This is a genomic window from Siansivirga zeaxanthinifaciens CC-SAMT-1, from assembly GCF_000941055.1.
Taxonomy (GTDB): Bacteria; Bacteroidota; Bacteroidia; order Flavobacteriales; family Flavobacteriaceae; genus Siansivirga; species Siansivirga zeaxanthinifaciens.
The window spans coordinates 646322-673006 of the sequence record NZ_CP007202.1; the positions used below are offsets into that span (position 1 = coordinate 646322).

Consider the following 26685-nt stretch of genomic DNA (forward strand, 5'->3'; position numbering starts at 1 on the left):
AATCTAATTATTACAATAATTACGCCACGATAGGCTGAATTGCTTTTAATACCTGATTTACAGATTTAACACCTTCAAAAGTAAGCAATAATCGTAAACCATTGCGTGTTTGCTTCTCTTTCATTTTACAAGCTCCCGGATTTTTTTGAACAAACTGAAGCACTCTGGTAAAGTTGTTACTCTGGTAAAAATTACTTTGTTGGTCGTTTATAAAATAACCTATAAACTTGCCTTGTTTCATAATAACTTTTTCGAAACCAACTTTAGTGGCTATCCATTTTATGCGCACACTGTTTAGTAAATCTTCAACCTGCGTTGGTAATTCACCAAAACGGTCTATTAATTCGGCTTCAAATTTTTGTAACTCGGCTTCGGTTTTTAAACCATTTAACTGGGTATAAAGATTTAATCTTTCGGCAATATTATTAATATAATCGTCTGGAAATAACAATTCAAAATCGGAATCGATGGTAACATCTTTCACGTACACTTTATCATCTTCATTGTCATCATACAAATCTTTAAACTCGTTTTCTTTGAGTTCTTCAATGGCTTCATTTAATATTTTTTGATACGTATCGAAGCCAATTTCGTTTATAAATCCGCTTTGTTCACCACCTAATAAATCGCCAGCACCACGAATTTCAAGATCTTTCATGGCAATGTTAAAGCCGCTTCCCAGTTCTGTAAATTGTTCGAGAGCCGTAATACGTTTTCTAGCATCGTCGGTCATGGCAGAATATTCGGGTGTTATAAAATAACAAAAGGCTTTTTTATTGCTTCGCCCAACACGACCGCGCATTTGGTGCAAATCGCTCAATCCAAAATTATTGGCATTACTTATAAAAATGGTGTTCGCATTTGGCACATCCAATCCGCTTTCAATAATGGTTGTACTTACCAAAACATCAAAGGCACCATCCATAAAAGAAAGCATGAGGGCTTCTAGTTTTTTTCCATCCATTTGGCCATGACCAATACCAATTTTAGCATCGGGCACTAAACGCTGAATTAAGCCGGCTACTTCTTTGATATTTTCAATACGATTATGAATGAAAAAGATTTGTCCGCCACGCTCTATTTCGTAACTCACGGCATCGCGAATAACTTCTTCGTTAAAACGAATAACATGACTCTCGATAGGATAACGGTTTGGTGGTGGCGTTGTTATTACAGATAAATCTCTTGCAGCCATTAAACTAAACTGAAGCGTTCTTGGTATGGGCGTTGCTGTTAGCGTTAAAACATCGACATTCTCTTTTATGGTCTTGAGTTTTTCTTTTACTGCCACACCAAACTTTTGTTCTTCATCGACAATTAACAAGCCTAAATCTTTAAATTTCACCGTTTTGTTAACCAATTGATGGGTGCCAATAATAATATCGACGCGACCATTTTCAAGGCCCTCTAAAGTTTCTCGTTTTTCTTTTGCCGTTCTAAAACGGTTAATATAATCGACCGTAACAGGAAAATCTTTTAAACGCTCTTTAAAAGACCTGGAATGTTGGTAAGCTAAAATGGTGGTTGGCACTAAAACAGCCACTTGTTTGCCGTTATCGACTGCTTTAAAGGCTGCTCGAATGGCAACTTCAGTTTTACCAAAACCAACATCGCCACAAACCAAACGATCCATGGGGCGTTCGCTTTCCATATCGGCTTTAATATCGGCGGTAGCTGTGCTTTGATCGGGCGTGTCTTCGTAAATAAACGACGCTTCCAGTTCGTGCTGCATGTAACTGTCTGGCTTGTATTGAAAGCCTTTTTCGGTTTTACGTTTGGCGTAAAGCTTAATTAAGTTAAAAGCCACATGTTTAACGCGGGCTTTTGTTTTTTCTTTTAAGGTTTTCCAGGCCGTACTACCTAATTTATAAACCTTTGGTGGCTTGCCATCTTTACCATTAAATTTGGTGATTTTATGTAAGGAGTGAATACTTAAATACAGCACATCGCGCTCGCCATAAACTAATTTAATAGCTTCTTGCTTTTTACCTTCGACATCAATTTTTTGTAAACCGCCAAAACGCCCAATACCATGATCGATATGGGTCACATAATCGCCAATATCTAAATTGGTGAGTTCTTTTAAATTGATGGCTTGTTTTTTCGCATAACCGTTTTTTACATTAAACTTGTGGTAACGCTCAAATAACTGATGGTCTGTATAACAAACTATTTTATTTTCAAGATCTATAAACCCTTGATGCAAAGACAAAACTATAGCACTATAAGGTTTAACTTCTAGGTGCGAATCATCAAAAATATCGTGAAAACGCTTGGCTTGTTGTTCGCTTACACAAGCAATGTAATTGGTAAATCCTTTATCGTAATTAGCATTTAAATCTTCAATTAATAAATTAAATTGCTTGTTAAACGATGGTTGAGGCTTGGTATTAAACTCGATAATATTACTAGAATTGCTTCCAAAAACGGCTGTCGTTCCAAATTCTAAAATTGAAAAATCTAACAGTTGCTCTTTTAAAGCTCTAGAAGAAGCAAACAATTCATGCGGTTCGGCATGTTTAATATCTTGTGAAAGTTCTTTAAAAGCCTCTACTGCTTTTCCGTAAAAATCGTCAATTCTAGAAAAAAATAAATCGGCGTTTTTAAAACCAATAACCGTTTTTTGAGCAATATATTTTAGAAAACTTTGGCGGCTTTCCTGCAATAATTTATTGGCAACATTTGGGATGATGCTTATTTTTTTTATCTGATCTATTGATAATTGGGTTTCGACATCGAAGGTTCTTATGCTGTCTACCTCATCGCCAAAAAATTCGATACGATAGGGTTCGTCGTTAGAAAAAGAAAACACATCAACAATACCACCTCTAACCGAAAATTCACCGGGTTCGGTAACAAAATCGACACGTTTAAACTGGTATTCAAACAAGACTTCGTTTACAAAATCTATAGACAATTTATCGTTAACTGCTATTTTTAACGTATTTCGCTCGAGTTCTTTTCGGGTAACAACCTGTTCGAACAGGGCATCGGGATAGGTAACAATAATGGCCGGTTTTTTGCGCGAATTAATTCTATTTAATACTTCGGCACGTAAAAGCACATTAGCGTTATCGGTTTCTTCTATTTGGTAAGGCCTGCGGTAACTGCCGGGATAAAACAAAACATCTTTATCACCAACCAATTGCTCTAAATCGTTGAGATAAAAAGCGGCTTCTTCTTTATCATTAAAAATTAATAAAAAAGGCAATTCGGTATCCTTAAAAACATTTGAAACAACAAACGATAAAGACGACCCAACTAGGCCTTTTAAATGTACACGAGATTGATTTTTGGAAATAGCCGTTTGCAGATTTTGCATTTGCAAAGCCTGTGAATACGATTGCGAGATACTTGTTTTACTCACCTATTTTAGAATTTTTATTGCAAATATAAGACTTACTATTGTTTTTTATTGTCTAATTTTTTGTAACTTATATTGTGTTTATACTAGGTGCATTGTGTTGCTGTTTTTTTTAAAAAAATGAATATCTGTACTAAGTTTAAAATATAATATATGCACTTTAACAGATACCTGTAAGCAAGCCTAAAAAATATTTTTTAGGTTTTCTTTGTATGAAAAAATTGAAAAAAAATTGTAGGTTTGCATCTCAAAAAATAAAAATATATGTCGTTTTCAGATTTATTTGATAGTGGTTTTAAAAAGCGTAATGAAGATCATTTTGCTGCTATAGTTCGTGTTGCAATGGCCGATGGCGTTATTAGCGATGATGAAAAAGCTTTTTTAGATAGATTAGCACGTAATTTAGATATTAGCGATGCCGATTATGCCTTGATTTTAAAGGATTACAAATCGCATCCTATTAATCCGCCTTACGATTACGAGCGTCGTTTAGAGCGTTTATACGATTTAGTACGTATGGTTCATATTGATACTATTGAAGGTGAAAACGAAATTCATTTATTGAACAAAATTGCTGTGGGACTTGGGTTTCATGCGGTAAACGTAAAATATATAACAGATAAAGCCTTAACCTTAGTGAAAAACGGCACCGATTTAGAATCTTTTATTTACGATATGAAAAACATGAATAAATAAAAATTATTTTATAATTTACAAAAAAGCGAACCAAATGGTTCGCTTTTTTTATTTCTAATTTCTAGAAAAAAATATCTTGAGCAAGCCTAAACGTATTGGCATGTGCTTCAATAATTATTTTTATATCGGGAGAATACCCACCACCCATAGAACACATAACAGGTATATTTAAATCTTTGCAAGTTTGTAAAACAAATTGGTCTCGTTCTTTACAACCAGCTAGACTCATGGCTAATTTCCCTAATTTATCGGAAGCTAGCACATCAACTCCACATAAATAGTAAATAAAATCCGGTTTTACTTGGTCTATAAGTTTTGGTAATGTGGTTTTTAAAATATTTAAATAGGTTTCATCGTTGGTATCGTCTTGAAGCGCAATATCCAAATCGCTCTGCTCTTTTTTAAATGGGTAATTACTTTGACCGTGCATAGAAAACGTAAAAACACGTGGTTCATTTTGAAAAATTTCGGCAGTACCATTACCTTGATGCACATCTAAATCTACAATAAGTACTTTGCTTACCAAGTTGTTATTTAGTAGGTAACGTGCACCAATAGCCTGATCGTTAAACATACAAAAAGCCTCACCTCTATTGGAATATGCATGATGTGTACCACCAGCTATATTCATGGCAATTCCATGTTTTAAAGCAAATTCACTTGCCTTTATGGTCCCATCTGCAATAATTATTTCGCGTTCAACTAAGGCTTCACTTAAAGGAAATCCTATTTTTCTTGCGGCGCGTTTATCTAATGTTAAATGCCGTAATTCATAAAAATAACCCGAATCATGAACAGCTAAAATGGGTGTTTCGTCTGTCATTCGTTTGGGTTCAAAAAAATTTTCAATAACACAAGTCCCTTCATGAAGCAATTGCTTGGGCAACAACTCATATTTTAACATAGGGAACCGGTGTCCTTTTGGCAACGGATGTTTATAAATAGGATGATAGGCTACTTTTAGCATGTTATTTATGCATTTTTATTAATTTAAATTTAATGATTAGAGAAATTGTCTTTCCCTATCATTCCTTCTTAGAGCAAATTAGTTTTTTTATTATGACCGTCGCTAAAAATCAATCCATGTAATTATGTATTAAATAAGGGCTTTTTAGCATTTAAAAGAAAAATTAATTTAAAAAATATTAAAGATAAAAATTTCAACTGTAGTAATCTCACAACTATTGGGAGTAAGTGTATTTCTCCTATTCTTTTTATCTATAAATAAAGGCTCACAAAATACTACAAACAAAAATAGAGCTTAGTTTATGATTAGAATACAACGATCCCCTTTACTTTATTAAGGAGATTTGTCTTAAAAATTTATCGATACCATTTTTTAATATCGAAGACGACCTCATAGAAGATTTTGAAATTCAACGCATTGAAAAATGGTATAGTGAAATTACAAAAGCTATTACATTGACAACCGTTGTAAAAATTGCTTCGTAACAAATAAGAGAAAAAAAACAAAAAAGGTTATTCTATTCGAATAACCTTTTTTTTTACACAAAACAATTTTCGTATTAATTAACGGTAAGCGTGTATTGAGGCGTAGGATTTAAGGGGCAAAAATAAAGGTATTCGCCTTTTGCTAATTTTGTAGCATTTGTTTTTTGAGTTTCACCATCTTTTACAACTTGTGTTACATATGCCGTTTTAATATGGTTTTCTGGATTGCTTGCATCCTTCCCTTTTTCAACTAAAACCAATCCTACCTCTTTTGCTGCATGATTGTTAGACACTTCAAATACATAAGTACCAGCACTTACAGTTAAAGCTTTTTGTACAAATTCGCCTTTTGTTTGTTCTAAAGCAATTGTTTTTACTGCCTTATCCATCATTTTGTCTTGTGCATAAGAATTTAACGTGAATACTAATGCGATTACTAAAATTGATACTACTTTTTTCATTTTTTTTAAATTTTATGAGCATATTGCTTGGGTTATGGGTTATGGGTTATTATAATTACGTTTTTTATTAAACAGTTGCTTCTTGTAGGGGTTGTACTATTGGAAAATCTACAGGAACTTGAGTCGTGTTATGGATGTAGTTTGATATGGTTTTTTCACCTACTAAAGAAATAACATCTATTAAATTTCCTTTGGAATATCCTGCACTAAAAAAGTTTTCTAAAACATCGCCATCTGTTTTTCCTCTGTTTTCGGCAACATTTTTAGCTAATTGTACTAAAGCGTCTAACTTGTTGTCAAAAGATGCTTCACCAGCTCTTAATTCTAAAATTTGAGAATCTGAAAAGCCATTCATTTTACCTATGGCAGTGTGTGCAGACAAGCAATAAATACATTTATTTACTTCACTTACCACCAAATTAACCACTTCTTTTTCTTTTGCAGATAAAGATGTTTTTGCGTTTGCAAAATTTAAATAATTTTCTAAAGCCGTATTACTGTGCGCATAAGTAGCATATAAATTAGGAACAAATCCTAAAGCTTTGGTTAAATTATCAAAAATAGCTTGGTTATTTTCGCTTACGTTTTCTCTTGTTGGTACATTAAATGTGCTCATAATTTTAATCTATTTTTACTTATTAATTTTCTATTTGTTTTTATTGATACAAAGGTGCGACTGTTGTAAAACTTATACCATGTTGGTTTTGCCTTTTAACTTGTCGATTTTTCCTTTATCGGTTAGAAATAATCGTATTAAATGCTATATATGGCTTTTCAGCATCACAATAGTAATCTGAAATATGATTTTGTTCGCAATGAGTTTTAGGACTTATCGTGTTAAATACTTCTTTTTTTCTTCCTCTAAAAATTTCAATTAAATTGAAAATGGATACGTTTTTTAAATGCATGACTTTGTTGTTTTAATTGTTCGGTACAAAGATGCATTAGAAGTTGTTGTGTAAAAATGATAAGACTGCCCTGAGGGTTGTCAATTTTTCCCTAATATGATTTTTGAAGTTGTTTTTTGAAGTCTGAAGGAGACAAACCAGTTTGTTTTTTGAATAATCTACTTAAATGTGAGGCGTCTTCAAAACCTATCTCATAAGCTATTTCTTTAGCAGTTTTATCAGTATAAATTAAAAGACGCTTCGTTTCAAGAACAATGCGCTCATGAATAATTTGCAACGGACTCGTATTTAACTTCGCAAAGTTGTTAGATAGTGTTTTGGGTGATTTAAATAGTAAATCGGCATAAAAAGATACGCTGTGCTGATTTTTAAAATGAGTTTCTACTAACAAATTAAAGGCTCTTAGTAAATCGATCTTGTTACTTTTTGAGGTTTCTACAAAACCTTCTTTTGCTTTTAATAATCGGGTACTTATAATAATAAAACGCGCCATAAGCATACGCAACATTTCTGCTTGTATGGTGTCTTTAGTTTCAAATTCATCTACAAATACTTCATGGAGAATTTTAAATTTTCGTTGTTCATCTGAATTCAAATTAATAACAGGAATATGTACATTTCCAAAAAACAACAAACCGGCACAACTTACTTCTTGGTCGTGGTCCTTTATACAGTAAAATTCTCTGTTAAATTGGTATACTACCAAATCTTTACCTTCTATAAACTGAAAAAAATGTGCCATAGTTAAAGCAAGAATACTATGTGGTGCTATAGTATACGGAATGCTATCTACCATAAGTTTAGCTTGCGTATTATTCGTTCGAATAAAGGTATATAGCTCAGGTTGTTTAGTTGTTTTGTAGCTTTCTAAAAGCGATTCGTTACCAATTATTAAAATGGCGTTGGTTGAAAATTCTTTAAATGTTTTAGTCATAAACTCTAAGTCTGTTTTTATACACAAACATTACTTTAAACAAAAAAAAATTAAAACTAAAAACATGTCATAAAGGAATTATTTATGCAATTTCAATTGAATACGCTTTCGCGGAATATAAATTCAACAATTTTCAAAGCTATTTTTTTTCAAAAGATACATCAATTTATTATCTACTTACTACAGAAAAATTTCGTTAATAGACTGACAAATACCAATAATCTATTCAAAACTACTTCAAATAAAAAGAGGCTATTAATTAGTGCTATTGCGCTATAAATTGCACCCAAAACTAAGTGTTATACAAAATAAAGGGTAACAAAAAACCCCTGTTTTTTATATAACAGAAATTAAAACAATTAATCATGAAAAAAGTATTTAAATTATTAGTTCTGGCATTCGTAATTGCTTCGGCATGTATTAGTAATGCACAACAACTCTCAAACGACAGGAACTATTTTCAAATAGCACCTAGAATAGGTTACGATTTTCCAACCTATAACAATAACACACCATACATAGACTACAAAGGTGGTATAGACTTGGGATTATCATTAGATTATTACTTTAATTGGTTTGGACTTGGTGTCGATTTCGATTATATAAAAAACAAACCTAAAAGCACCTATCCTACCGATAACTTATTTACAACTTTAGGCACGCCAATTACAAATTTTAGCCTGAGTGAAAATAAAATTACTCGCATATTTTATGGTATTGGTCCAAACTTTCAATACCGAAGTGCTTCAAGAAAATTTACTACCGAGTTAAATACCAGAATTGGTTTAGCGTCTATTAAAGGGGGTCGAACACTTTTAACAGATAACCCTTCTACTAACTTATTAAACTTTCATGCAGGCTACAATGCAAAAAATGTATTATCGTTTAAAAGTCAACTGCGATTTACTTATTATTTTAATGAAAATTTCGGCATTAATGCAGGCGCCTATTATTTAAGACATATTGGTGCCTCCGAATTAAACGACCCAACATTAGGCATCGCCTCAGGATACCATCCATTTAACACCATTGATGACCAACATTTTTTAGAACAAGGTGGCCCTCAAGTAAGAGTAGAACCTTGCGATTGCGATATTTGGTCGGTAGGTGTATTTGCGGGTATTACCTATAAATTTGGCAAAAAGGATAAAGCCGATGTTTGTGATGTTTGTGGGAAAGACCACTTCCCTAGATGTTGTGCAACCTGTGGCTGTGGTGTAACCGTTACTGCAAGAGATAAATTTACAAATGAAACCTTACCAAACACCGATGTTGTATTAACAGACCTTAACGGAAACATTGTACAAAGCGGTACTACCAATACCTATGGTGTGATTGTTTTTAACGATGTTGCAACAAACGATTACATTGTTAAAGGCAAATTATATAACCTAACACTAGAAGAAACAAGCATTAAAAAAGATGAATTTATAGCTTGTAAAAAGGATGGTAACAGCATCCAGAAAGTGATTAAATACGGCGATTTAAACTTTATTTTAAAAGGAAATGTTGTAGAATGTAACACCGATAAAGGCATTCAGGATGTAGATGTTGTACTTAAAAACACGGTAAATCCTGGGCAAAAAAACACATTATCTGATGCCGAAGGGAAATTTATATTTCATTTAAAACAAGCATCTTCCTTCTTATTAAAAGGAAATAAAGATGGTTATTTTTCAAATGAAGTTACTATAACCACAAACGATTACGACCGTAATAAATCGTTATTTATAGACTTTGAAATGTGCGTAAACCCATGTGGCAAAGCTATAACCTTAGACAATATTATTTTCAACTTAGATAAATGGGATATCCTTCCGGCAGCACGTCCAGACTTAGATTATGTTGTAAAGTTAATGCAAGAAAACCCAACTATAAAAGTTGAAATGTCTTCGCACACAGACTCTAGAGGAAGCCACCAGTACAACCAAGAGCTATCACAAAAAAGAGCCCAATCTACGGTAGATTATCTAATGAGTAAAGGTATTTCCAGAGACCGCCTTATTGCTCGTGGTGCCGGTGAAACCGAATTACTTAACCGTTGTGCAGATGGAGTAGACTGCGCCGAAAGTGAACATACAATAAACAGAAGAACCGAGTTTAAAGTGGTTTGCCCTCAATAAAGAAGCTATTAATTATTTTATCGCCAAGATGGATTTATAACTTAATGAAGTCTTGGCTTTTTTTAAACTTAGAAAACATGAATATTTTAAAAACACATCAAATAAAAGTCTTACAATATATCAAGCTGTTTACTTTATTTTCAATTTTAGCGTTTAGTTTTTCTTGTAATGACAAAGAATGTGATTACGATGAACCTTGTATTGAAACATGTAACTTATTTGAAGATTTTGAAAACAAAACCATTGGTACTTCAGGAAACTGGATAGGTATAGCTACAGGAACTTTGCAAATTCAGACCAGAAACGGATCTCAAGTACTATATGTACAAGATGGTTCAGGTAGTACAATTGCTTATAATGGTATAGATTTTCCAAGAGATTTAAATGCGCAAGGTTGTGCATTAAGATTAGATATAGAATATGCTTCAGGATCAAGTAATTCTAATACAACAGATAATGGTATAGGAATTTACAGTGATACAGATCCTTTAAGTGCATCTTTTAGAGCTTTTTTTATCCTTAACTCTTCCAATCTTATAACTTCAGGAAATCCGCCAACTACAATTGAAGTTCCGCTAGAATTAGCTTCAGGAACAACATTACCATCAAACAGTTTTGGAACATGGGTTATAAGCCCATCTACTACTCCTGCTACTGATGTTGCAAACTTTAATGCTTTAATACAAAATGCTCAAGGCGTATACTTTTCAATAGATGAAGGTGGTAATCCATCAGAGCAATGGAGGTTCGATAACTTTTGCTTTAAACAATGTTGCTCTATTCAATTTTAATTAATAAAAACCCTTTAGGTTAATTTAAAATATTAATCAATGAAAAAAATTTTACAACTCATAATAGTAGTGATTGCATGTAGTGTCAATGCACAAATCATTCCGCTAAAACTAGAAGAGAAAATAGAAATATCGCCTTTAATAGTTGAAGGTAAAATTATAAACCAAAATGCGTATTTAACAGAAACCTCAATTTATACAAATTACACCTTACAAGTAACTAATGTTTTAAAGGGAAATCTGGCAGATAACCTAATTACACTTAAGGAAATAGGTGGTACCGTTGGTAATAAAAAGCTAGTCACTTGCCCTAGTAATGATTATAATCAAGATGAAAGTGCTATTTTTTTTCTTGAAAAAATAGAAAATGAAAACGTATATCAAGCTTCATTTTTTGGACAATCAACTGTGTCTTTAGAAAACATATCTGAAGAAGAATTAGCAATGATTTATAAGAATTTGGGTTATAAACAGGTAAATAAAAATTCAAATAGCCAAAAATCTTCTGCGATAAATTCTACAATTACCAGTATTAACCCAACAACAGTTAATGCTGGTGTGGGTGAAACCATTACCATTACTGGTACTGGTTTTGGTGCCACAGGACCAACTTCTGCAATTAAAGTTTGGACCAAATTTGCAAACAACCCAAGCCAAATGAAATCGCATTCGGCTGCCTACAATTATGTAAGCTGGTCAGATACTCAAATTGTATTTAAAGTCCCATCAGACGCAGGAACAGGACAAATTTGGGTAGGTAGTGGCTCGTCTCACGCTACAAGTGCTCAGGTAGTAACTATTGCAACCAGTGTTAGAGACAATGCTAATGTTTTTAACAGTGCCATTTCACCTATAAGTTTACCGGCTTTACAAAATCAGGGAATTCAATTTGTGTTAAACACCAATTTTACAAATACAGATGCCATTAACAGAACTAACGAAGCGCTACAGCAATGGCAATGCGAAACCAAAATAGACTTTACCTTAAATCAAACAGCAACAACTACCAATACAAATAATGTGAACGACGGATTAAGCGTCTTGTATTTTGATGCCTCCATGAGCAGTTCCACGTTTGGGGTTACTTTAACCACTCTTGATGCTTGCTCTACTACTGGAAGATGGTATGTAACAGATGTTGATTTGGCTATGAATGGTAATACTAACTTCAATTTTACATTAAATCCAACAGGAGCAGGACAAATAGACTTTTACTCGGTTTTGTTGCATGAGCTGGGACATGTTCGCAATTTAGGACATGTTTTAAATGGCAGTCAAGTCATGTATCCTTCAATTGGCGCAGCAACAGATAAACGAACACTTCACCCTAATGATATTATTGGTGGTAATTTGGTACAAAATGATAGTAATACCAACCAAGTCTGTGGCAAACCTTTAATGGTAGATGCAAGTTGTCCACAGCAATTAACTTACGTTCCAGACGATGCTTTTGAACAAAAGTTAATAAACTTAGGGTATGATGTTGCTCCATTAGATGATTATGTGCCAACAGCCAACATTAATACTGTAACTAATTTAACTATTAACGGAGACCCTATTACTGATCTTACTGGAATTGAAGACTTTACTAGTCTAGAAAATTTTACAATAAAATATACTAATGTTACTAATTTAGATTTAAGTAATAATATAGCATTAATAAAAATAAATTGTCCATCAAATATAATTTCAAATTTAAATATCAACGGTTTATCAAACTTAACAGAACTTATACTTTTTGATAATAACATTTCAAATATTGATTTAAGTACCAATACAGCCTTAACTAAATTTAATGGCGGTTACAACCCATACACAACTTTAGATTTTAGTAACTGTACAAATTTAGAATGGATAGGAAGTCCTAGTGGTAGTTTAAGCTCTGTAAACTTAACAGGAGTTACGCTTTTAAAAGAAGTTTATTTAAATAACAATCAACTAACAAGTGTAGATGTTAGTAATAATTCAAACCTATTTTGGTTAGATGTTAAAAACAATATTATAAGTTCAATTAATCTTTTAAATACTGCTGCCTTACAATATTGTTATGTCAACAACAACCAACTTTCTAGTATAGATGTTAGTGGTAATGTTAATCTTATAGCATTAGATTGTAGTACAAATAATCTTTCTAGTTTAGATGTTAGTTCTTGTTCAAGTTTATTAAACTTTTATTGTGCATACAACCAGTTAACATCTTTAGATATAAATAACAATTCGCTTCTTCAGTTTTTTAATGCTAATGACAATCTTTTAAATAGCTTACTGTTAACTAATGCTACTTCATTAATAAATCTAAATTTAAGTAATAACCAGTTAACAAATTTAGATCTTTCAAACAGCGCAAATTTATATTTAGTAGATCTTTCAAATAATTCTTTAACAGCATTAAATATAAAGAACGGTAACAACACATATATTAACAGCATTGCTTTTAATACAACAAATAATTCTAGTCTTACTTGTATTGAAGTTGATAATGCAAGTTATAGCACAACTAATTGGGCAAACATAGATGCTACAACTAGTTTTAGCGAAGATTGTTCGACTTTGAACATAATAGATATTGATTTTAATGAAATTAAGCTTTATCCAAATCCAACAACAAATATTGTTAATATTTCATCAAACAGAAATAACTCTGATTTTAAATTTAAACTCTATGATTTAAATGGCAGATTAATACACACTGGAGATTTTAAGACCTCCAAAAATATTAATGTAAATCATTTAAAATCGGGCGTATATCTATTAAAAATTTATAATTCTACCCAAAACCAAATAGTAAAGTTTATTAAAAATTAGTCTATTAATCTCAGGGTTTAAAAGGCCTTGAGATTTTTTTCAAAAAAAAAGGGTAACAAAATTAATGGTAAGTGTATATAAACTTGAATTATAAAAAAACAAAACAATGAAATATTTAAAATCAATTTTAGCACTATTAGTAATTACAAGTTTGTTTAATTGCTCACCAGATGAAGCACCGCCACAACCGCTAGGCAATAATGCCTTTAATATTGCAGGCACACAGTACGATACTAATCATGGGTATTTACTTTTAGATGATGGCCCATCATTTAATGATGGTTTTGGACTAACATTTGTAAACGGAGTCATGATTGAAGATAACACCAATGGTATTTCGCTGCAAAGTAGCACAACACAAGGTGTTGTTTTATGGGTCAATTTTTCTAATGCTCAAGTAAACTCAGAACAAGCGGTAACTTATCAAATTACAAACAATACCACTTTTGTTTTAGATGAAGAAACTACAGCAATTACCGATATTATTAATTATGATGATGTATATAGCTACAACGGTATTCAATATGGAGATCCTGATGATGCCACAGCAATAATTTATGAAGTTGGCGCCACTGGTAATGGTACTTTAGATATCATATCTTTTACTGTAGACTTAACTACCAGAACAGGTACCATTAACTGTAATTACACCTTTGTAGATAATAATAACACCACAATAACTGGCGCATTTAATGGCAGTTTTGACATTATAAACGAGTTCTAAAAGTAAAACATCCAATTACAGTCTGTAATCTATAGCTTAAAAACATAAGAAAAGTATTAACTTAGCAATATTGCTATTATCTCAAAAACAAACAAAATGAAAAATCTTATCTCAAAAGACACTATCCCGTAAAGTGTGTAAGTTAAAAATCGAGGGTTTAACTTTTTTAAAGTTGAACCCTTTTTTCAAATATAGTTAAAAACTGGTTTAAAATAATGCCCCAGTTCCTAATAGGCATCGACCATTTTTTGGTAGCCTCTCTAAGGGCTAAAAAAGTGGACTTCATAACAGCTTCATCTGTTGGGAATGAGAGCTTGTTTTTAGTGTATTTTCTGATTTTTCCATTAAGGTTTTCAATAAGGTTCGTAGTGTAAATGATTTTTCTAATTTCTAAAGGAAATTCATAGAAAGCGGTAAGTTCTTCCCAGTTATCTCTCCAGCTTTTAATAGCGTAAGAGTACTTGTGTTCCCATTTCTGAGCAAAGTCTTCTAGGGCGGCTTTTGCTGCACTTTTGGTGGGTGCATCGTAGATGCTTTTCATGTCCTTTGTAAATTCTTTCTTGTCTTTCCAAACAACATACCGACAAGCATTACGAATCTGGTGTACCACGCAGATTTGGGTTTTAGATTCAGGAAAAACGTTTTTAATGGTGTCGGTAAAACCGTTAAGATTATCTGTGGCCGTGATAAGCAAATCCTGAACGCCTCTGGCTTTCATATCGGTTAGTACACTCATCCAAAAGGCTGCCGATTCATTCTTCCCCAACCAAAGCCCTAAGACTTCCTTTTTACCATCTCTACGCAGTCCTACGGCGATGTACATGGTTTTGTTAATGACTTTGGAGTTCTCCCGAACCTTAAATACGATGCCATCCATCCAAGTAATTAAATATACGGGCTCCAGAGGTCTGTTTTGCCAAGCAACAATATCATTGGTAACTTTATCTGTGATACGTGATATGGTAGATGTGGATACATCAAAATCGTAAACTTCTCGGATTTGCTCTTCAATATCAGAATTACTCATACCCTTGGCATAAAGGCTGATAATGACGTTTTCTATGCCATCAACCATGTTAGTGCGTTTAGGAACCAGCATAGGGTTAAAAGAAGCGTCCCGGTCTCTGGGAACTTTAATATTAGTCTCTCCTAAAGCTGTTTTTATCTTTTTAGACCCATAGCCGTTACGGGTATTGCTATTATCGGATTGCTGATGCTTCTCATAGTCTAAATGAGCATCAAGTTCCCCTTCTAGCATCTTTTCAATACCTCGCTTTTGAATGGATTTTAGAAAGGAGGTCAGTTCGTCTCCTGTTTTAAACTGTTTTAAAAAATCGTCGTTTAGAAAATCTTCTTTCTTCATAAGTGTGTAAATTTTAAAATTAAACAAAAAAATATCGAGGGTTGCAACCCTCGATATTTTTAACTTTACACACTTTGTGAGATACTACCTCTCAAAATCACCCTTTTTAATCATATTGGTTCTATCAATATTACTTTTTAAAGAATGCCAATCCAATAAACGTCCTAAATACGACGCACCTACCAATTTAATTTCAAATGATACGGCTCAAGCCTATCACGAAGCTTACATTGAAAAATATTATAATTTACCAGAAACAATAGCTCAAAATAATGGCGTAATACCCGACGATGTGTCCGATGTTTGGTACGATTTAAAAGTTTTAGAAGATTATTTAAACTATGTAAAAGTAAAATCGGAAGCTTTAGGCTTAGAAAACCCTGGTATTCGTGTTTACTTTGGCGCAAAGAAAATAAATGGCGAATTAAAAAACACAGTGTTTTTTACCCCAACGCACCGCGAAACAACAAGAGCTCAAGAAGACCCTATAAATTATAATTCGTATGATATTGAATCTTCCGATTATGGAACTGCTGGCATGCCCCCAAATGGTTACAAAAAAACAAGATAAATGCTCGAAGTTTTAATTATAATTCGGCTTAGTATTTTAGCAGCAACTTGTATAGTTGCTGCTATCTATTGGCCATATTATAAAAATTCTACACAACGGTATTTTTTTCATTTTTTACTTTACGTTTTATTAACCGAAATCGCCGGTGCCTTTTTAGGTCCATTGTTAGAATCTAATCAGCATTTTATTTTTAACACCTACACCATCATATCGTTTTCATTTTATATGAACTGGTTTTATAAAATTATTAAAATGAAGAAATTCATGTTTTTATGCTTTATAATTTTTATTGTAAGCGTTTTAATATCGGTTTATTTTAATGGTTTTAACACCAAACTATTACCAGTACCCATTACTGTTGGAACCATTATAATTATTTTAAATTCTATGTTTTTTTTAAAAACATACTTAACAGATAATGAAGTTGTTAATTTTAAAAATTCACAAAAATTCTGGATTGTTTCAAGTTTACTCACATTTTACATTGGCTTTTTACCACTGCAACTATTAATGTTTTATCTTGATACTTATTCGTTAAACTACAATGTTATTTTAACCCTTTTATTTTTAGCTCTTTACGGAGGTTTTACCATTAGTTTTTTATGCCTAAAGAAGAAATAGAACATATTTTTATCATCCTTTTTTTTATAGCAATGCTAGTTGTTGGCACCATGCTTTTTTTATTTATAACCTTTACCAATCGTAAAAACAAACTAATAAAAGCACAATTAGAAACGAAGCTAAGCAATCAAAAAAGGCAGTATGAGTTGCAATTAAATGCCTTACGAGCGCAAATGAATCCGCATTTTGTGCATAATTCACTTAACGCCATTCAATATTACATTCAATTAAATGAGGTTGAAAAAAGCGAAGATTATCTCGCCAAATTTTCAAAACTTATGCGCCAGTTTTTCGAGTATTCGCGCAAGCAAAATATATCTATAGAACATGAAATAAAACTTCTAAAAAACTATTTAGATATTGAAAAACTAAGGTTTGAAGATAAATTCGATTATAAAATTACAATCGATAAAACTTTAGACCTTCAAGACCTTTTTTTGCCCCCAATGATTTTGCAGCCCATTGTAGAAAACGCTATAAATCATGGTATTTTTCATAAAAAAGACAAAGGCCTACTGGAAATTAATTTTGAAAATACTCAAAATAATCAATTCAAAATTGAAATTATAGACAATGGTATTGGCATTAACGAATCTAAAAAACTATCAAAAGAAAAAAACGAAAGCTACACCGAGCATTCGGGTTTTGTACTAGAAGAACGCTTGGCATTACTAAAAGAAAGTAGTTATTGGAAAATCGATTTTTCAATTGTAGACCGTCTGGAAAACGAAAACCAATCGGGAACCCGAGTAACCTTATTGGTTAACTTAGAAACAAACACCGCTAATCATGACCATTAAAACCATACTTATAGACGACGAGCGCAAAGCACTCGCCATATTAAAAAACAAACTAGAGCGCCTTTGCCCTAATGTAGAGGTTATTGCCCAAACACAAAACCCAAAAGAAGGTTTAACTTTAATTAAAAACTTGAATCCAGATTTAGTTTTTCTAGATATTGCCATGCCCGAATTAAGCGGATTTGATGTTTTAAAGCAATTAGAAAACCCCCATTTTGAAATTATTTTTGCCACAGCATTCGATACCTATGCCATAGAAGCCATAAAACATTGCGCTATTGGCTATTTGGTAAAACCTATAGATAATACCGACCTAGTTGAAGCAGTAAAAAATGCCGAAAAAAACATATTAGAGAAATTTTCTTTACAAAAAAACAAGCAGCTTATTGAAAACTTAGGCATGCAAACCTTTCAGAAAAAGAAAATAATTATCCCATCTGTAGAAGGTTTAGAATTTATAGCCATAGAAAATATTTTACACTGCGAAGGCGAAACAGGATATACTAAAATTCATTTAAAAACAGGCAAACCCCTATTAAGCTCGAGCAGCATTGGTCATTTTAACAAACTACTAGAAAACAGCAACTTTTATTTAGTGCACAAATCGCATTTAATAAACCTTAATTATATCGAAAAATATATAAATGAAGGTTATGTTATAATTAGCGGAAACCAAAAAATACCAGTATCACGAAACCGACGACAAGATTTTTTAGAGCACTTAAAAAACTAATTATGCAATTTCAATTGAATACGCTTTCGCGGAATATCAACCTCTAACACTTTCACTATAATTTGCTGATGCAGGCTAACATGCTCGTTCACATCTTTTACAAAACTATCTGAAAGATTAGACACATGAATTAAACCACTTTCTTTTATACCAATATCTACAAAACAACCAAAAGCGGTTATATTGTTTACAATACCTGGCAACAGTTGTCCTTCACGTAAATCGCTAATGGTTTTTATATTCTGATTAAACGTAAACACTTTAGCTTGCTCGCGAATATCTAATCCGGGTTTTTCAAGCTCTTTAATAATATCTTCAAGCGTTAGTAATCCTACTGAAGGGGTGCAATATCTTTTTAAATCTATTTTTTTAAGCAGCTCTTTATTACCAATTAACTCTGTAACACTTTTACCCAAATCGGTTGCCATGTTTTCTACAATAGCATAACTTTCTGGATGAACTGCCGAATCGTCTAAAGGGTTTTTAGCTTCCTTAATTCTTAAAAAGGCAGCACCCTGTTCGAAGGCTTTATCGCCTAAGCGGGGCACTTTTTTAATGGCCTCTCTAGATGTAAATGCGCCATGCGCATCGCGGTAAGCCACAATATTTTCTGCCAGTTTTGGTCCTATGCCAGAAACGTAACTTAGTAAACTGGTGCTTGCCGTATTAATGTTAACACCCACGGCATTAACGCAACTTTCAACTACCGTATCTAACTCTTTTTTTAGTTTTGTTTGGTCTACATCGTGCTGGTACTGCCCAACGCCAATAGATTTTGCATCAATTTTTACCAATTCGGCTAAAGGATCCTGCAAACGACGACCAATAGAAACCGATCCGCGAACGGTAACATCGTAATTTGGAAACTCATCGCGAGCTATTTTTGATGCCGAATAAATACTGGCGCCTGCCTCACTAACTACAAAAACCTGAACATCATTTTTAAAATGAATTTTCCTAATAAAAGCCTCTGTTTCTCGTGATGCTGTGCCGTTTCCAATGGCAATGGCTTCAATTTTATAAGCTTCGGTTAATGAGCTTATTTTTTTAATAGCACCTATTTGGTCGCTTTTTGGCGGATGCGGGTATATGGTTTCGTTGTACAACAAAACGCCCTGAGCATCTAAACAAACCACTTTGCAGCCTGATCGAAATCCGGGGTCGATAGCCAAAACGCGCTTTTCTCCTAAAGGCGACCCTAAAAGTAATTGTTTAAGGTTTTTGGCAAAAATAGTTATCGCGTCGGCATCGGCTTTTTCCTTGGCGTTCTGTAAAGCTTCATTACTTAACGATGGCAACAACAAACGTTTATAAGCATCTTTTATGGCTAAAGTAATTTGGTCTGCACAAGCGTTGTTAGAGCGTATTATTTTATCTTCAATTTTAGACAATGCTTTATCATCGTCAATTTCAATTTTAAGCTTAATAAAACCTTCACTTTGGGCACGTAGTATTGCTAATAAGCGATGCGATGGTATGCGAGATAACGATTCATCCCAATCGAAATAATCTCTAAATTTTTGAGCGTCTTCGCTATCTTTTTTTGTTTTTACCACTTTCGTGGAAATGGTAGCGAAACGTTCTAGCTGGTATCGAATGTTGTTTCTAACATCGGTACGCTCGTTAATCCACTCCGAAATTATATGCCTGGCGCCCTCGAGAGCATCATCAACCGATGCCACTTCGCCTTTTAAATATTTAAAAGCTATCGACTCTAAATCGTTAGCATTTTGTGACATAATTATTTTTGCCAAAGGCTCTAAACCATGTAATCGCGCGGTTTCGGCTTTGGTTTTTCGGCTTTTTTTGTAGGGCAAATACAAATCTTCAAGCGATACCAAATCTTGTGTGGCTTCTAGTTTTTGTTTTAATGCTTCCGTTAAAACGCCTTGTTCTTCTAAAGCTTTTAAAATGGCAACTTTTCGTTTTTCTAAACTTTCAAATTGTTCTTTATACTTTACAATATCACCAATTTGTACTTCATCTAAATTACCTGTATGTTCTTTTCTATATCGTGAAATAAACGGAATGGTACAATCTTCGTTAAGTAATTCTAGGGTATTTTTTATGGATGATTCGGGTAATTGGGTTTGGGAAATTATAAACGAAATTAAAGACATGTAACGATTTTAAATAAATTGAAAAGCAAATATAACAAGATAAACCGCATTAAAATATACGAAAGTCTCCGTATGGAAAACCCGCCTTGAAAATATTAGGTTTGTTGTAATATTAATTGAATCGTATGAAAAAAGATTGGCCTTTAAAAGTTCATATAATTTGTGTTTTTATAATTATAACACATCTTGTTTTTAAATGGCTTTTTAATTTCGGTCTCGCTGAAACCTATATTTTTACAATAAAGGTATTAGCTATTTTAACGGGTGTTTTTCTCATCTTCTTTCATTTTAAACAAGTTTGGCTTCGGTTTTATTTTAAAATGTATGGTGCCGCTCTCATACTTTTTTTGGCAGGTTTTATTATTCGAGGTTTTTTAGGTGGCCTACTAACCTCGGCATTGCAATATCCTGTAATACGGGATGAGATAGCTTACAAATACAACCAAATTACTATTTACAGAAAATACGAAGGCGCCTTTAGTTTGTGTTGTACCTACCGTGTTACCGAAAAACGATACTCCATTTTCGAAAAAACATTTGGTGAATTTCAAGTTTTAGGACAATCGGATTTTATAATAAAATCTATAGAAAATTCGCCTCAACGTTTAAAAATAATTCACCAGGATTTTGTGTTTGACAATAACAAAAACGAACTGGTTTTAAAAGATAAATCTCTAATTTTCAACAAATAAAATATACGACATTTGTCGTATGGATTGGTGTGCTTTTCATTAATAGATTTGTTTAAACAACAAGACTTTTATGAAAACTATTCTATTTACAAAAATCCTTTTCGTTTTATCGACTCATGTTTTTTGGGCTCAAAAAACAACTTTAAAAGATTTCAATCTTCCAAAAAACACCATCATGTTTGTAGATGCAACCATGTTATATGATGGTGCAACAAAACAAACCACATTTAGAAAGCAAAACCAATTAGAATTTAAAGATGGTTTACTTATTAAAGAATCTTCGGCTGAAATAATTGGCACTCTTAAGTTGGGGTCGCAAAAAGTTTACACCTATAATTCAAATAATGAGTTAATTAATATTAACGACGCTGGTGGCATAGCCGATGTGGGTGGCTCTGCAGACGATATAAAAATTACTTACATTAAAAATGGCGAAACTACATATGTTTATAAAAACAGTAATTCGTACTTAAATAAATACTATGATAAGAATGGAAATCTAATTGGAGAAGACACATACGATTATCAATCTAAATATATTTCTGAAAAAGTTACTTTTAAAAATGGTGTTAAAACAACCATAACATACAACTCAAAACAAGAACCCAAGGATAAAACTACCGAATACTTTAACAAAGGAAATCAACCTATCTTAAAAGTATATACCGATTATCGCTTTGCTAAAACCGACAAAGTTACGAGCTACACCTATGATGCAAATGGCAATTTAACCGAATGCCAAATAAGCGATTATAAAAATGATATGCCGGGCAAAAAGGTTGACTATTTTAAAGACGGTAAAATAACACCTGTGCCCGATAACTTTAAAATAGGTAAAACAATAACGATACCCTATTACAATTATTCTGAAGGAACACTTTGGACGGTTCAAATAGCTGGCAACCAAAAAAACAAAGAAGAAATAGAAGTAAAAATGAGAGCCATAAAAACCAGCGATGGCAAAATGTATAATACCAATAACCAAGGTGCTTTAATGACCTTTTTAGCTGATACTTACACAAAAATAAATGCTTCTAAACCATGAAAAAACAAATTATAATCATCATTTTATGTTCCTGGATTACAGCGTTTGCTCAAAAAAATAGATTGGCAAAATGCCCCTAAAAATCCTTTAGGTTTTAAATATAAAAAAGAACACTTCAATCTTAAAGGAGATATTTATGCTTCTAATGATATGGTATTTGATAAAAGCGGTAATCTAATATATAATTTTGAAACACAATATTATTACGATAAAAGCGGAAGAATTATAGGAAACAACTATAACGACGAGCTTACTTACGATGCTAAAGGAAACATAAACATGTATAAGTATAATAGTGGAAACGCCAATTTTTACAATTATAATGATGAGAATTTATTGGTTTTCGAAAAATCTACTTATGGCGACGAAACTACTTATACCTACGACTCTAAAAACCGAATTATTAAATCAACAATAAACCGAAAAGGAGAACTCTATTCAGAATACCATTATTCTTATAGTAAAATTGGCGATACGGTTGTAATAACATCAAATTACAAATTTGCCAGCTCACCAAAGCAATATACTGCAACCTATTATTATTTAGATGGTTATTTAGTTAAAGAAAAACTAGACTCTGTAGAACATAATTACACGATTTTAAAAGATAGCAAAGGCAACAAAATCGATTTTTACACAACTAACAAACCAAACGAAAACCGTTATAAAACACTAAACCGTTATTATAGCGATATCAATAAGCCAATAAAACTAGAGCTGGGTTATTATAAACCTACTTACAATACAAAATTAGATAAAATACTTACCACATATGTTAATGGAAACCAAGCTTTTGATATTGTAATTAGCGAAGGTGTTAAACCCAACGAAAAAGTGTTTTACGATGGTTTAACACAAACATATTATGCCGTACCCAACGTAATAAAAGAAAATCATTCTATACATACCCGCATCCCTCTTACCCAAATACTTTCTAAAGGAACTCCATATTTAAGTTATGCCTATGATGGTAAATTTATTAATTACGTCGATGGTTTTAATAGGGTTAAATCAAGAGAATTTGCCTTCCTGGGACCACACATGGTCGATTACCGTGTAGACAAAAAAGTGGGTAGAACTTATGTAATTAAAAACTATCAAAACATAAAAGAGCAAGAAGTAAAAGAAATGTCGTTGTTTACAACCGATACAACTTCTGTATTATATACAAGAGATTTAGTTAAAGATAAATTTTTCATAATTGTAAAAGGAAAACACATCGATTACAAAAATGCTCGACTAGAATATTTAAATAATGGCGACCCCGTTATTTTTGTTAACAATACACCCATGTATGTTTTAAAAGGATTTAAAACAGCTACTCATGAAGCTATTTTGTTGGGTAAAATATACGAAGATGAGTTAAAAAATCAACAGAGTAATATTACAGAAAAAAACACTACAGAAACTACCAATACAACATCCACAGAGACCTGTATTTCTGGCAATTGCACCAATGGCTTTGGCGAATTAAAAACAGTAAACAACTCTACTTACACAGGGTTTTTCTCTAACGGTAAAGCCATGGGTTACGGAAAAGAAGTGTACCAAGATGGTTCTTTTTATACCGGTGAATTTCAAAATGGTTTAAGAAATGGTTTTGGTATGTACACCTGGAATAGCGATGGACAATACTATATAGGCCAATGGAAAGACGGGAAACAACATGGCTACGGCTACTTTAAAAAAGGTACAGAAGTTTTACAAGCTGGATATTACGAAAACGCTAAGCAAACCCGCAATATGTTAACTCAAAACTACAAAAACAAACAAGCTGTTGGAAATTGTATTGGCGACTGTGCCAATGGTTTTGGGTACTACAAATATTCAAACAACGATAGCTATGTTGGCTTTTTTACCAATAATAAAAGAAACTATGTAGGTGCTTATACATGGGCTTCTGGTAATGTTTTTATTGGCGAAATTAATTACGATCTCTTTAACGGACAAGGCATTGAGTATTACAAATCGGCAGAAACAACTTATTATGGCGAATTTGTTTCTGGTAAACGCCACGGCAAGGGTGCCTATTTTGCTAAAAACGGCACACCTATTAGCAAAGGCTACTGGGAAAATGGCGTGTTAAAAACTTCTTATTAATATAAAAAACTTAAAATAATGAAACCCTACATCTCAATCCTATTTATCTGTTTTTTAACCATAGGTAGCAGAGCTCAAAAAGTAGATTGGACTCAAGCACCCTTAAACCCCGTAGCTTTTAAATATAAATTAGAAGACTTCAACCTAAAAAATGTTTTTGCTTACAACGAAAAGTTTTTTAAAGATGGGTTGCTAATGTACGATAACGACCAAAACACAAAACAATATTATAAATATAACTATGATGGGTTGCTATTAGAAGACAGCGATGAAAACACCTATACTTTTAACGAAAAAAAACAACTCATAGCCATAACCGGTTCTAAACATCATAAGGGCTACTTCCCAATAAATTTGAAGTTTGAATATGATGACTATGGTCGATTAGCAACAAAAATTATAAGAGATAACGAAAAAATATCTTACACCTATTATAATTCTGGGCAGCTAAAAACTCAACTTAGCGAATCTAATGGTGTTGAAAGCCAATTAATAGTTTATACCTATTCCAAAGAAAATGGACTTTTAAAAATATCAAAGAATACAGCAAAAAAAGCAAATACAGGTATTGAACAAGAATATTTATTTTACGACCGAGGCGTACTTGTTAAAAAAATAGGTAAAACAGGGAAAGTAACCACTTGGAAAACCAAAACCGATGCTCAAGGAAACTATTTACAAGAAATGGATGTTACCTTTAATAAAAATGAAATTAGTACAGGTTTAAATTTTTCATATAAAGCAGATAAACGCATCGTTTACTTTGATAAAACTTCCCCAGAACTAGTTTTTATTAACGAAAAACCAGCAGCGTTTATACCTATAATTCATTATGAATATAGAAAAATATTCTTTGACATCTTTAACCAAGATTATTATAACGTCTATCCTGGGGCATCTGCAGAAAATGGTTTTAATATTTCAATACTAGCCAAAAACAAAGAAGCCATTGCTATTAAACCCAAAAAATACAATCCTTTTCACCCTACAGACAAACTATATCATCTTGTTTATGCTGGTCTCGTAAGAAATCAAGGCGGTTTAATTAACCCTTTTTCACATATAAATGTTCACCAAAACGACCATCAATCTTTAATACTTTACGATCGCTTTTTTGAAAAGAATTACTACATAAAAATAAATCCAATTGATGGTATTTATATTTTAAACGACGCCTTACCTGTTATGTTCTATGTCACCGAAGAAAACGCACAAAAATTATATCATTTTGTTAAAAATGGCGAAGAAATTAATCCGTCTAGATTAAACTTAGCCTATGCAAATAACAACGAAGACGCCTCGGTAGAGGTAGATAACAAACTTGTGTATTACATTAAAGGCTTGAAAAATTTAGAAAACAAAAAAGTCTATTACCCAACTATATTATAGTATCTCTCAACAAAAACAATACATCATGAAAAGAACCTTATTAATTTTTATTTATATCGCTTTCGCGGAAGTCTTTACGGTATCGGCACAAATACACACAACATTACCACATAAAACATTTAAAGATTACGAGGTTTCTAAACCCATTTTATATACGCAAACAGTTACTTATGATGCTCATGATAAGGGCTACGACCCCGTCATGGTAACCGTTAACAGCTTTAACGAACAAGGTCAATTTATACAAGAGTACTTACATATTCTAGGCAAATTTGAATCGGAAACCGCACATAATTACATATACAACAATGGCAGATTAGATAGTTTAAACACTCTAGCAACCGCTAAAAATTTTAATGTAAAAACCAGTTTTGAATACAATTCGAATGGAAAAGTTGCTAAAGAAACCGCTTCGGGGGTTTACTCAAAGTACACGCGCCATTTTAAATACAATAAAAAAGGCGACATAGAAAGCATCACCACAGATTTTGATAATGGTGGCCATAACTGGACCACCTTTACTTATAAAAATGGCAAGCTCGATTTGGTAACTCAAATAGACGGACAAGTAAAAGAGGGTAGTTTAACAAACTATTTTGCCTATTACAACGGCGAATTGTTTGCCAGATGGGATAATTTAGATAAAGATTTATATGTATTTCCTAGTGCGTTTATGCACTATAAGCTACCAAAACATCCAGAGCCATTAGCAACTGTAAACAACCTACGAGAACTTCAAGCAACAAATAAAACTGCCTATAATAAAGAATTAAACAGCGTTTTAACTCATGCTGAAGTAACTTTTGAAATGGGTCAATCTACTCCAGAAAACGGTGACTGGACACGCCGAATGACAAAAGAGACTCGATTTGGAGGAACGACACGCAGGTTTCACTTTCGTAAAATTGTTTACGCCGATGGTAAAGTAAGTGGCAGCACCGAATTCGATTATTTGTTTTTTAATAAAATGAAAGATTTGTAATTCATTTGTTA

Annotated in this window: 22 protein-coding genes; 14 read left to right on the forward strand and 8 right to left on the reverse strand. The window is 32.7% G+C overall.

Going from position 1 to position 26685, the window contains the following annotated elements:
- Window positions 1-19: 19 nt before the first annotated feature.
- Window positions 20-3367: a transcription-repair coupling factor gene (gene mfd / locus AW14_RS02945; protein ID WP_044637459.1), complete on the reverse strand. Its 3348-nt coding sequence runs from the start codon at window positions 3365-3367 to the stop codon at window positions 20-22.
- A gap of 261 nt (window positions 3368-3628) precedes the next feature.
- On the opposite strand from mfd, the gene AW14_RS02950 reads away from it, so the two are divergent.
- Entirely contained in the window at window positions 3629-4060 is a 432-nt protein-coding gene (locus tag AW14_RS02950; protein ID WP_044637460.1) for a tellurite resistance TerB family protein, read from the forward strand.
- Between the two features lie 61 nt (window positions 4061-4121).
- Here AW14_RS02950 and AW14_RS02955 read toward each other — a convergent pair whose 3' ends face one another.
- The 5 genes from AW14_RS02955 to AW14_RS02970 all read right to left on the reverse strand — a co-directional run bounded on the left by AW14_RS02955 (window position 4122) and on the right by AW14_RS02970 (window position 7815).
- On the reverse strand, window positions 4122-5027 hold the full coding sequence (locus AW14_RS02955; RefSeq protein WP_044637461.1) for a histone deacetylase family protein: 906 nt from the start codon (window positions 5025-5027) through the stop codon (window positions 4122-4124).
- Between the two features lie 559 nt (window positions 5028-5586).
- Window positions 5587-5973 carry a cupredoxin domain-containing protein gene (locus AW14_RS02960; RefSeq protein WP_044637462.1) on the reverse strand — a complete coding sequence of 129 codons (387 nt, stop codon included), beginning with the start codon at window positions 5971-5973 and terminating at the stop codon, window positions 5587-5589.
- Between the two features lie 67 nt (window positions 5974-6040).
- Window positions 6041-6589, reverse strand: coding sequence for a carboxymuconolactone decarboxylase family protein (locus tag AW14_RS02965; protein ID WP_044637463.1), 549 nt, complete (start codon window positions 6587-6589; stop codon window positions 6041-6043).
- Window positions 6590-6704: 115 nt separating this feature from the next.
- Window positions 6705-6881, reverse strand: a complete 177-nt coding sequence (locus tag AW14_RS14795; RefSeq protein WP_154662108.1) for a hypothetical protein — start codon at window positions 6879-6881, stop codon at window positions 6705-6707.
- Between the two features lie 91 nt (window positions 6882-6972).
- On the reverse strand, window positions 6973-7815 hold the full coding sequence (locus tag AW14_RS02970; RefSeq protein WP_044637464.1) for a helix-turn-helix domain-containing protein: 843 nt from the start codon (window positions 7813-7815) through the stop codon (window positions 6973-6975).
- A gap of 365 nt (window positions 7816-8180) precedes the next feature.
- Here AW14_RS02970 and AW14_RS15210 point away from each other — a divergent pair, with 365 nt between their 5' ends.
- The 4 genes from AW14_RS15210 to AW14_RS02990 all read left to right on the forward strand — a co-directional run bounded on the left by AW14_RS15210 (window position 8181) and on the right by AW14_RS02990 (window position 14258).
- Window positions 8181-9938 carry an OmpA family protein gene (locus AW14_RS15210; protein ID WP_044637465.1) on the forward strand — a complete coding sequence of 586 codons (1758 nt, stop codon included), beginning with the start codon at window positions 8181-8183 and terminating at the stop codon, window positions 9936-9938.
- Between the two features lie 77 nt (window positions 9939-10015).
- Entirely contained in the window at window positions 10016-10729 is a 714-nt protein-coding gene (locus AW14_RS02980; protein ID WP_154662109.1) for a hypothetical protein, read from the forward strand.
- Between the two features lie 39 nt (window positions 10730-10768).
- Window positions 10769-13534 (forward strand): T9SS type A sorting domain-containing protein, encoded by a 2766-nt coding sequence (locus tag AW14_RS02985; RefSeq protein WP_044637467.1) that lies wholly within the window; start codon window positions 10769-10771, stop codon window positions 13532-13534.
- Window positions 13535-13640: 106 nt separating this feature from the next.
- Window positions 13641-14258, forward strand: coding sequence for a hypothetical protein (locus AW14_RS02990; RefSeq protein ID WP_044637468.1), 618 nt, complete (start codon window positions 13641-13643; stop codon window positions 14256-14258).
- 166 nt (window positions 14259-14424) lie between these two features.
- On the opposite strand, the gene AW14_RS02995 is transcribed toward AW14_RS02990, so the two are convergent.
- Window positions 14425-15621, reverse strand: a complete 1197-nt coding sequence (locus AW14_RS02995) for an IS256 family transposase (RefSeq protein ID WP_044637031.1) — start codon at window positions 15619-15621, stop codon at window positions 14425-14427.
- A gap of 115 nt (window positions 15622-15736) precedes the next feature.
- Here AW14_RS02995 and AW14_RS03000 point away from each other — a divergent pair, with 115 nt between their 5' ends.
- From AW14_RS03000 to AW14_RS03015, 4 genes are read left to right on the forward strand one after another with little or no spacing between them, the layout of a single operon-like run.
- Window positions 15737-16192 carry a hypothetical protein gene (locus AW14_RS03000; protein ID WP_044637469.1) on the forward strand — a complete coding sequence of 152 codons (456 nt, stop codon included), beginning with the start codon at window positions 15737-15739 and terminating at the stop codon, window positions 16190-16192.
- A complete protein-coding gene (locus tag AW14_RS03005; RefSeq protein ID WP_044637470.1) occupies window positions 16193-16813 on the forward strand; it encodes a hypothetical protein in 621 nt (206 codons plus the stop codon).
- Window positions 16795-17613: a sensor histidine kinase gene (locus AW14_RS03010; RefSeq protein WP_044637471.1), complete on the forward strand. Its 819-nt coding sequence runs from the start codon at window positions 16795-16797 to the stop codon at window positions 17611-17613. The genes AW14_RS03005 and AW14_RS03010 overlap by 19 nt, the downstream gene beginning before the upstream one ends.
- Window positions 17603-18346, forward strand: a complete 744-nt coding sequence (locus tag AW14_RS03015; RefSeq protein WP_044637472.1) for a LytR/AlgR family response regulator transcription factor — start codon at window positions 17603-17605, stop codon at window positions 18344-18346. Before AW14_RS03010 ends, AW14_RS03015 begins: the two co-directional genes overlap by 11 nt.
- Here the strand turns inward: AW14_RS03015 and AW14_RS03020 are convergent.
- Window positions 18343-20466, reverse strand: coding sequence for a Tex family protein (locus tag AW14_RS03020; protein ID WP_044637473.1), 2124 nt, complete (start codon window positions 20464-20466; stop codon window positions 18343-18345). The genes AW14_RS03015 and AW14_RS03020 overlap by 4 nt on opposite strands.
- A 125-nt stretch (window positions 20467-20591) precedes the next feature.
- On the opposite strand from AW14_RS03020, the gene AW14_RS03025 reads away from it, so the two are divergent.
- The 5 genes from AW14_RS03025 (at window position 20592) to AW14_RS03045 (ending at window position 26674) form a co-directional block, all read left to right on the forward strand.
- Window positions 20592-21158 carry a hypothetical protein gene (locus AW14_RS03025; protein WP_044637474.1) on the forward strand — a complete coding sequence of 189 codons (567 nt, stop codon included), beginning with the start codon at window positions 20592-20594 and terminating at the stop codon, window positions 21156-21158.
- 70 nt (window positions 21159-21228) lie between these two features.
- The gene (locus AW14_RS03030; RefSeq protein WP_044637475.1) at window positions 21229-22203 is read left to right on the forward strand and encodes a hypothetical protein; all 975 of its coding nucleotides are present in this window, start codon (window positions 21229-21231) and stop codon (window positions 22201-22203) included.
- 45 nt (window positions 22204-22248) lie between these two features.
- Window positions 22249-24303: an MORN repeat-containing protein gene (locus AW14_RS03035; RefSeq protein WP_052647414.1), complete on the forward strand. Its 2055-nt coding sequence runs from the start codon at window positions 22249-22251 to the stop codon at window positions 24301-24303.
- A gap of 18 nt (window positions 24304-24321) precedes the next feature.
- A complete protein-coding gene (locus tag AW14_RS03040) occupies window positions 24322-25692 on the forward strand; it encodes a hypothetical protein (protein WP_044637476.1) in 1371 nt (456 codons plus the stop codon).
- A 25-nt stretch (window positions 25693-25717) separates the two neighbouring features.
- Window positions 25718-26674 (forward strand): hypothetical protein, encoded by a 957-nt coding sequence (locus AW14_RS03045; RefSeq protein WP_044637477.1) that lies wholly within the window; start codon window positions 25718-25720, stop codon window positions 26672-26674.
- Window positions 26675-26685 lie beyond the last annotated feature (11 nt).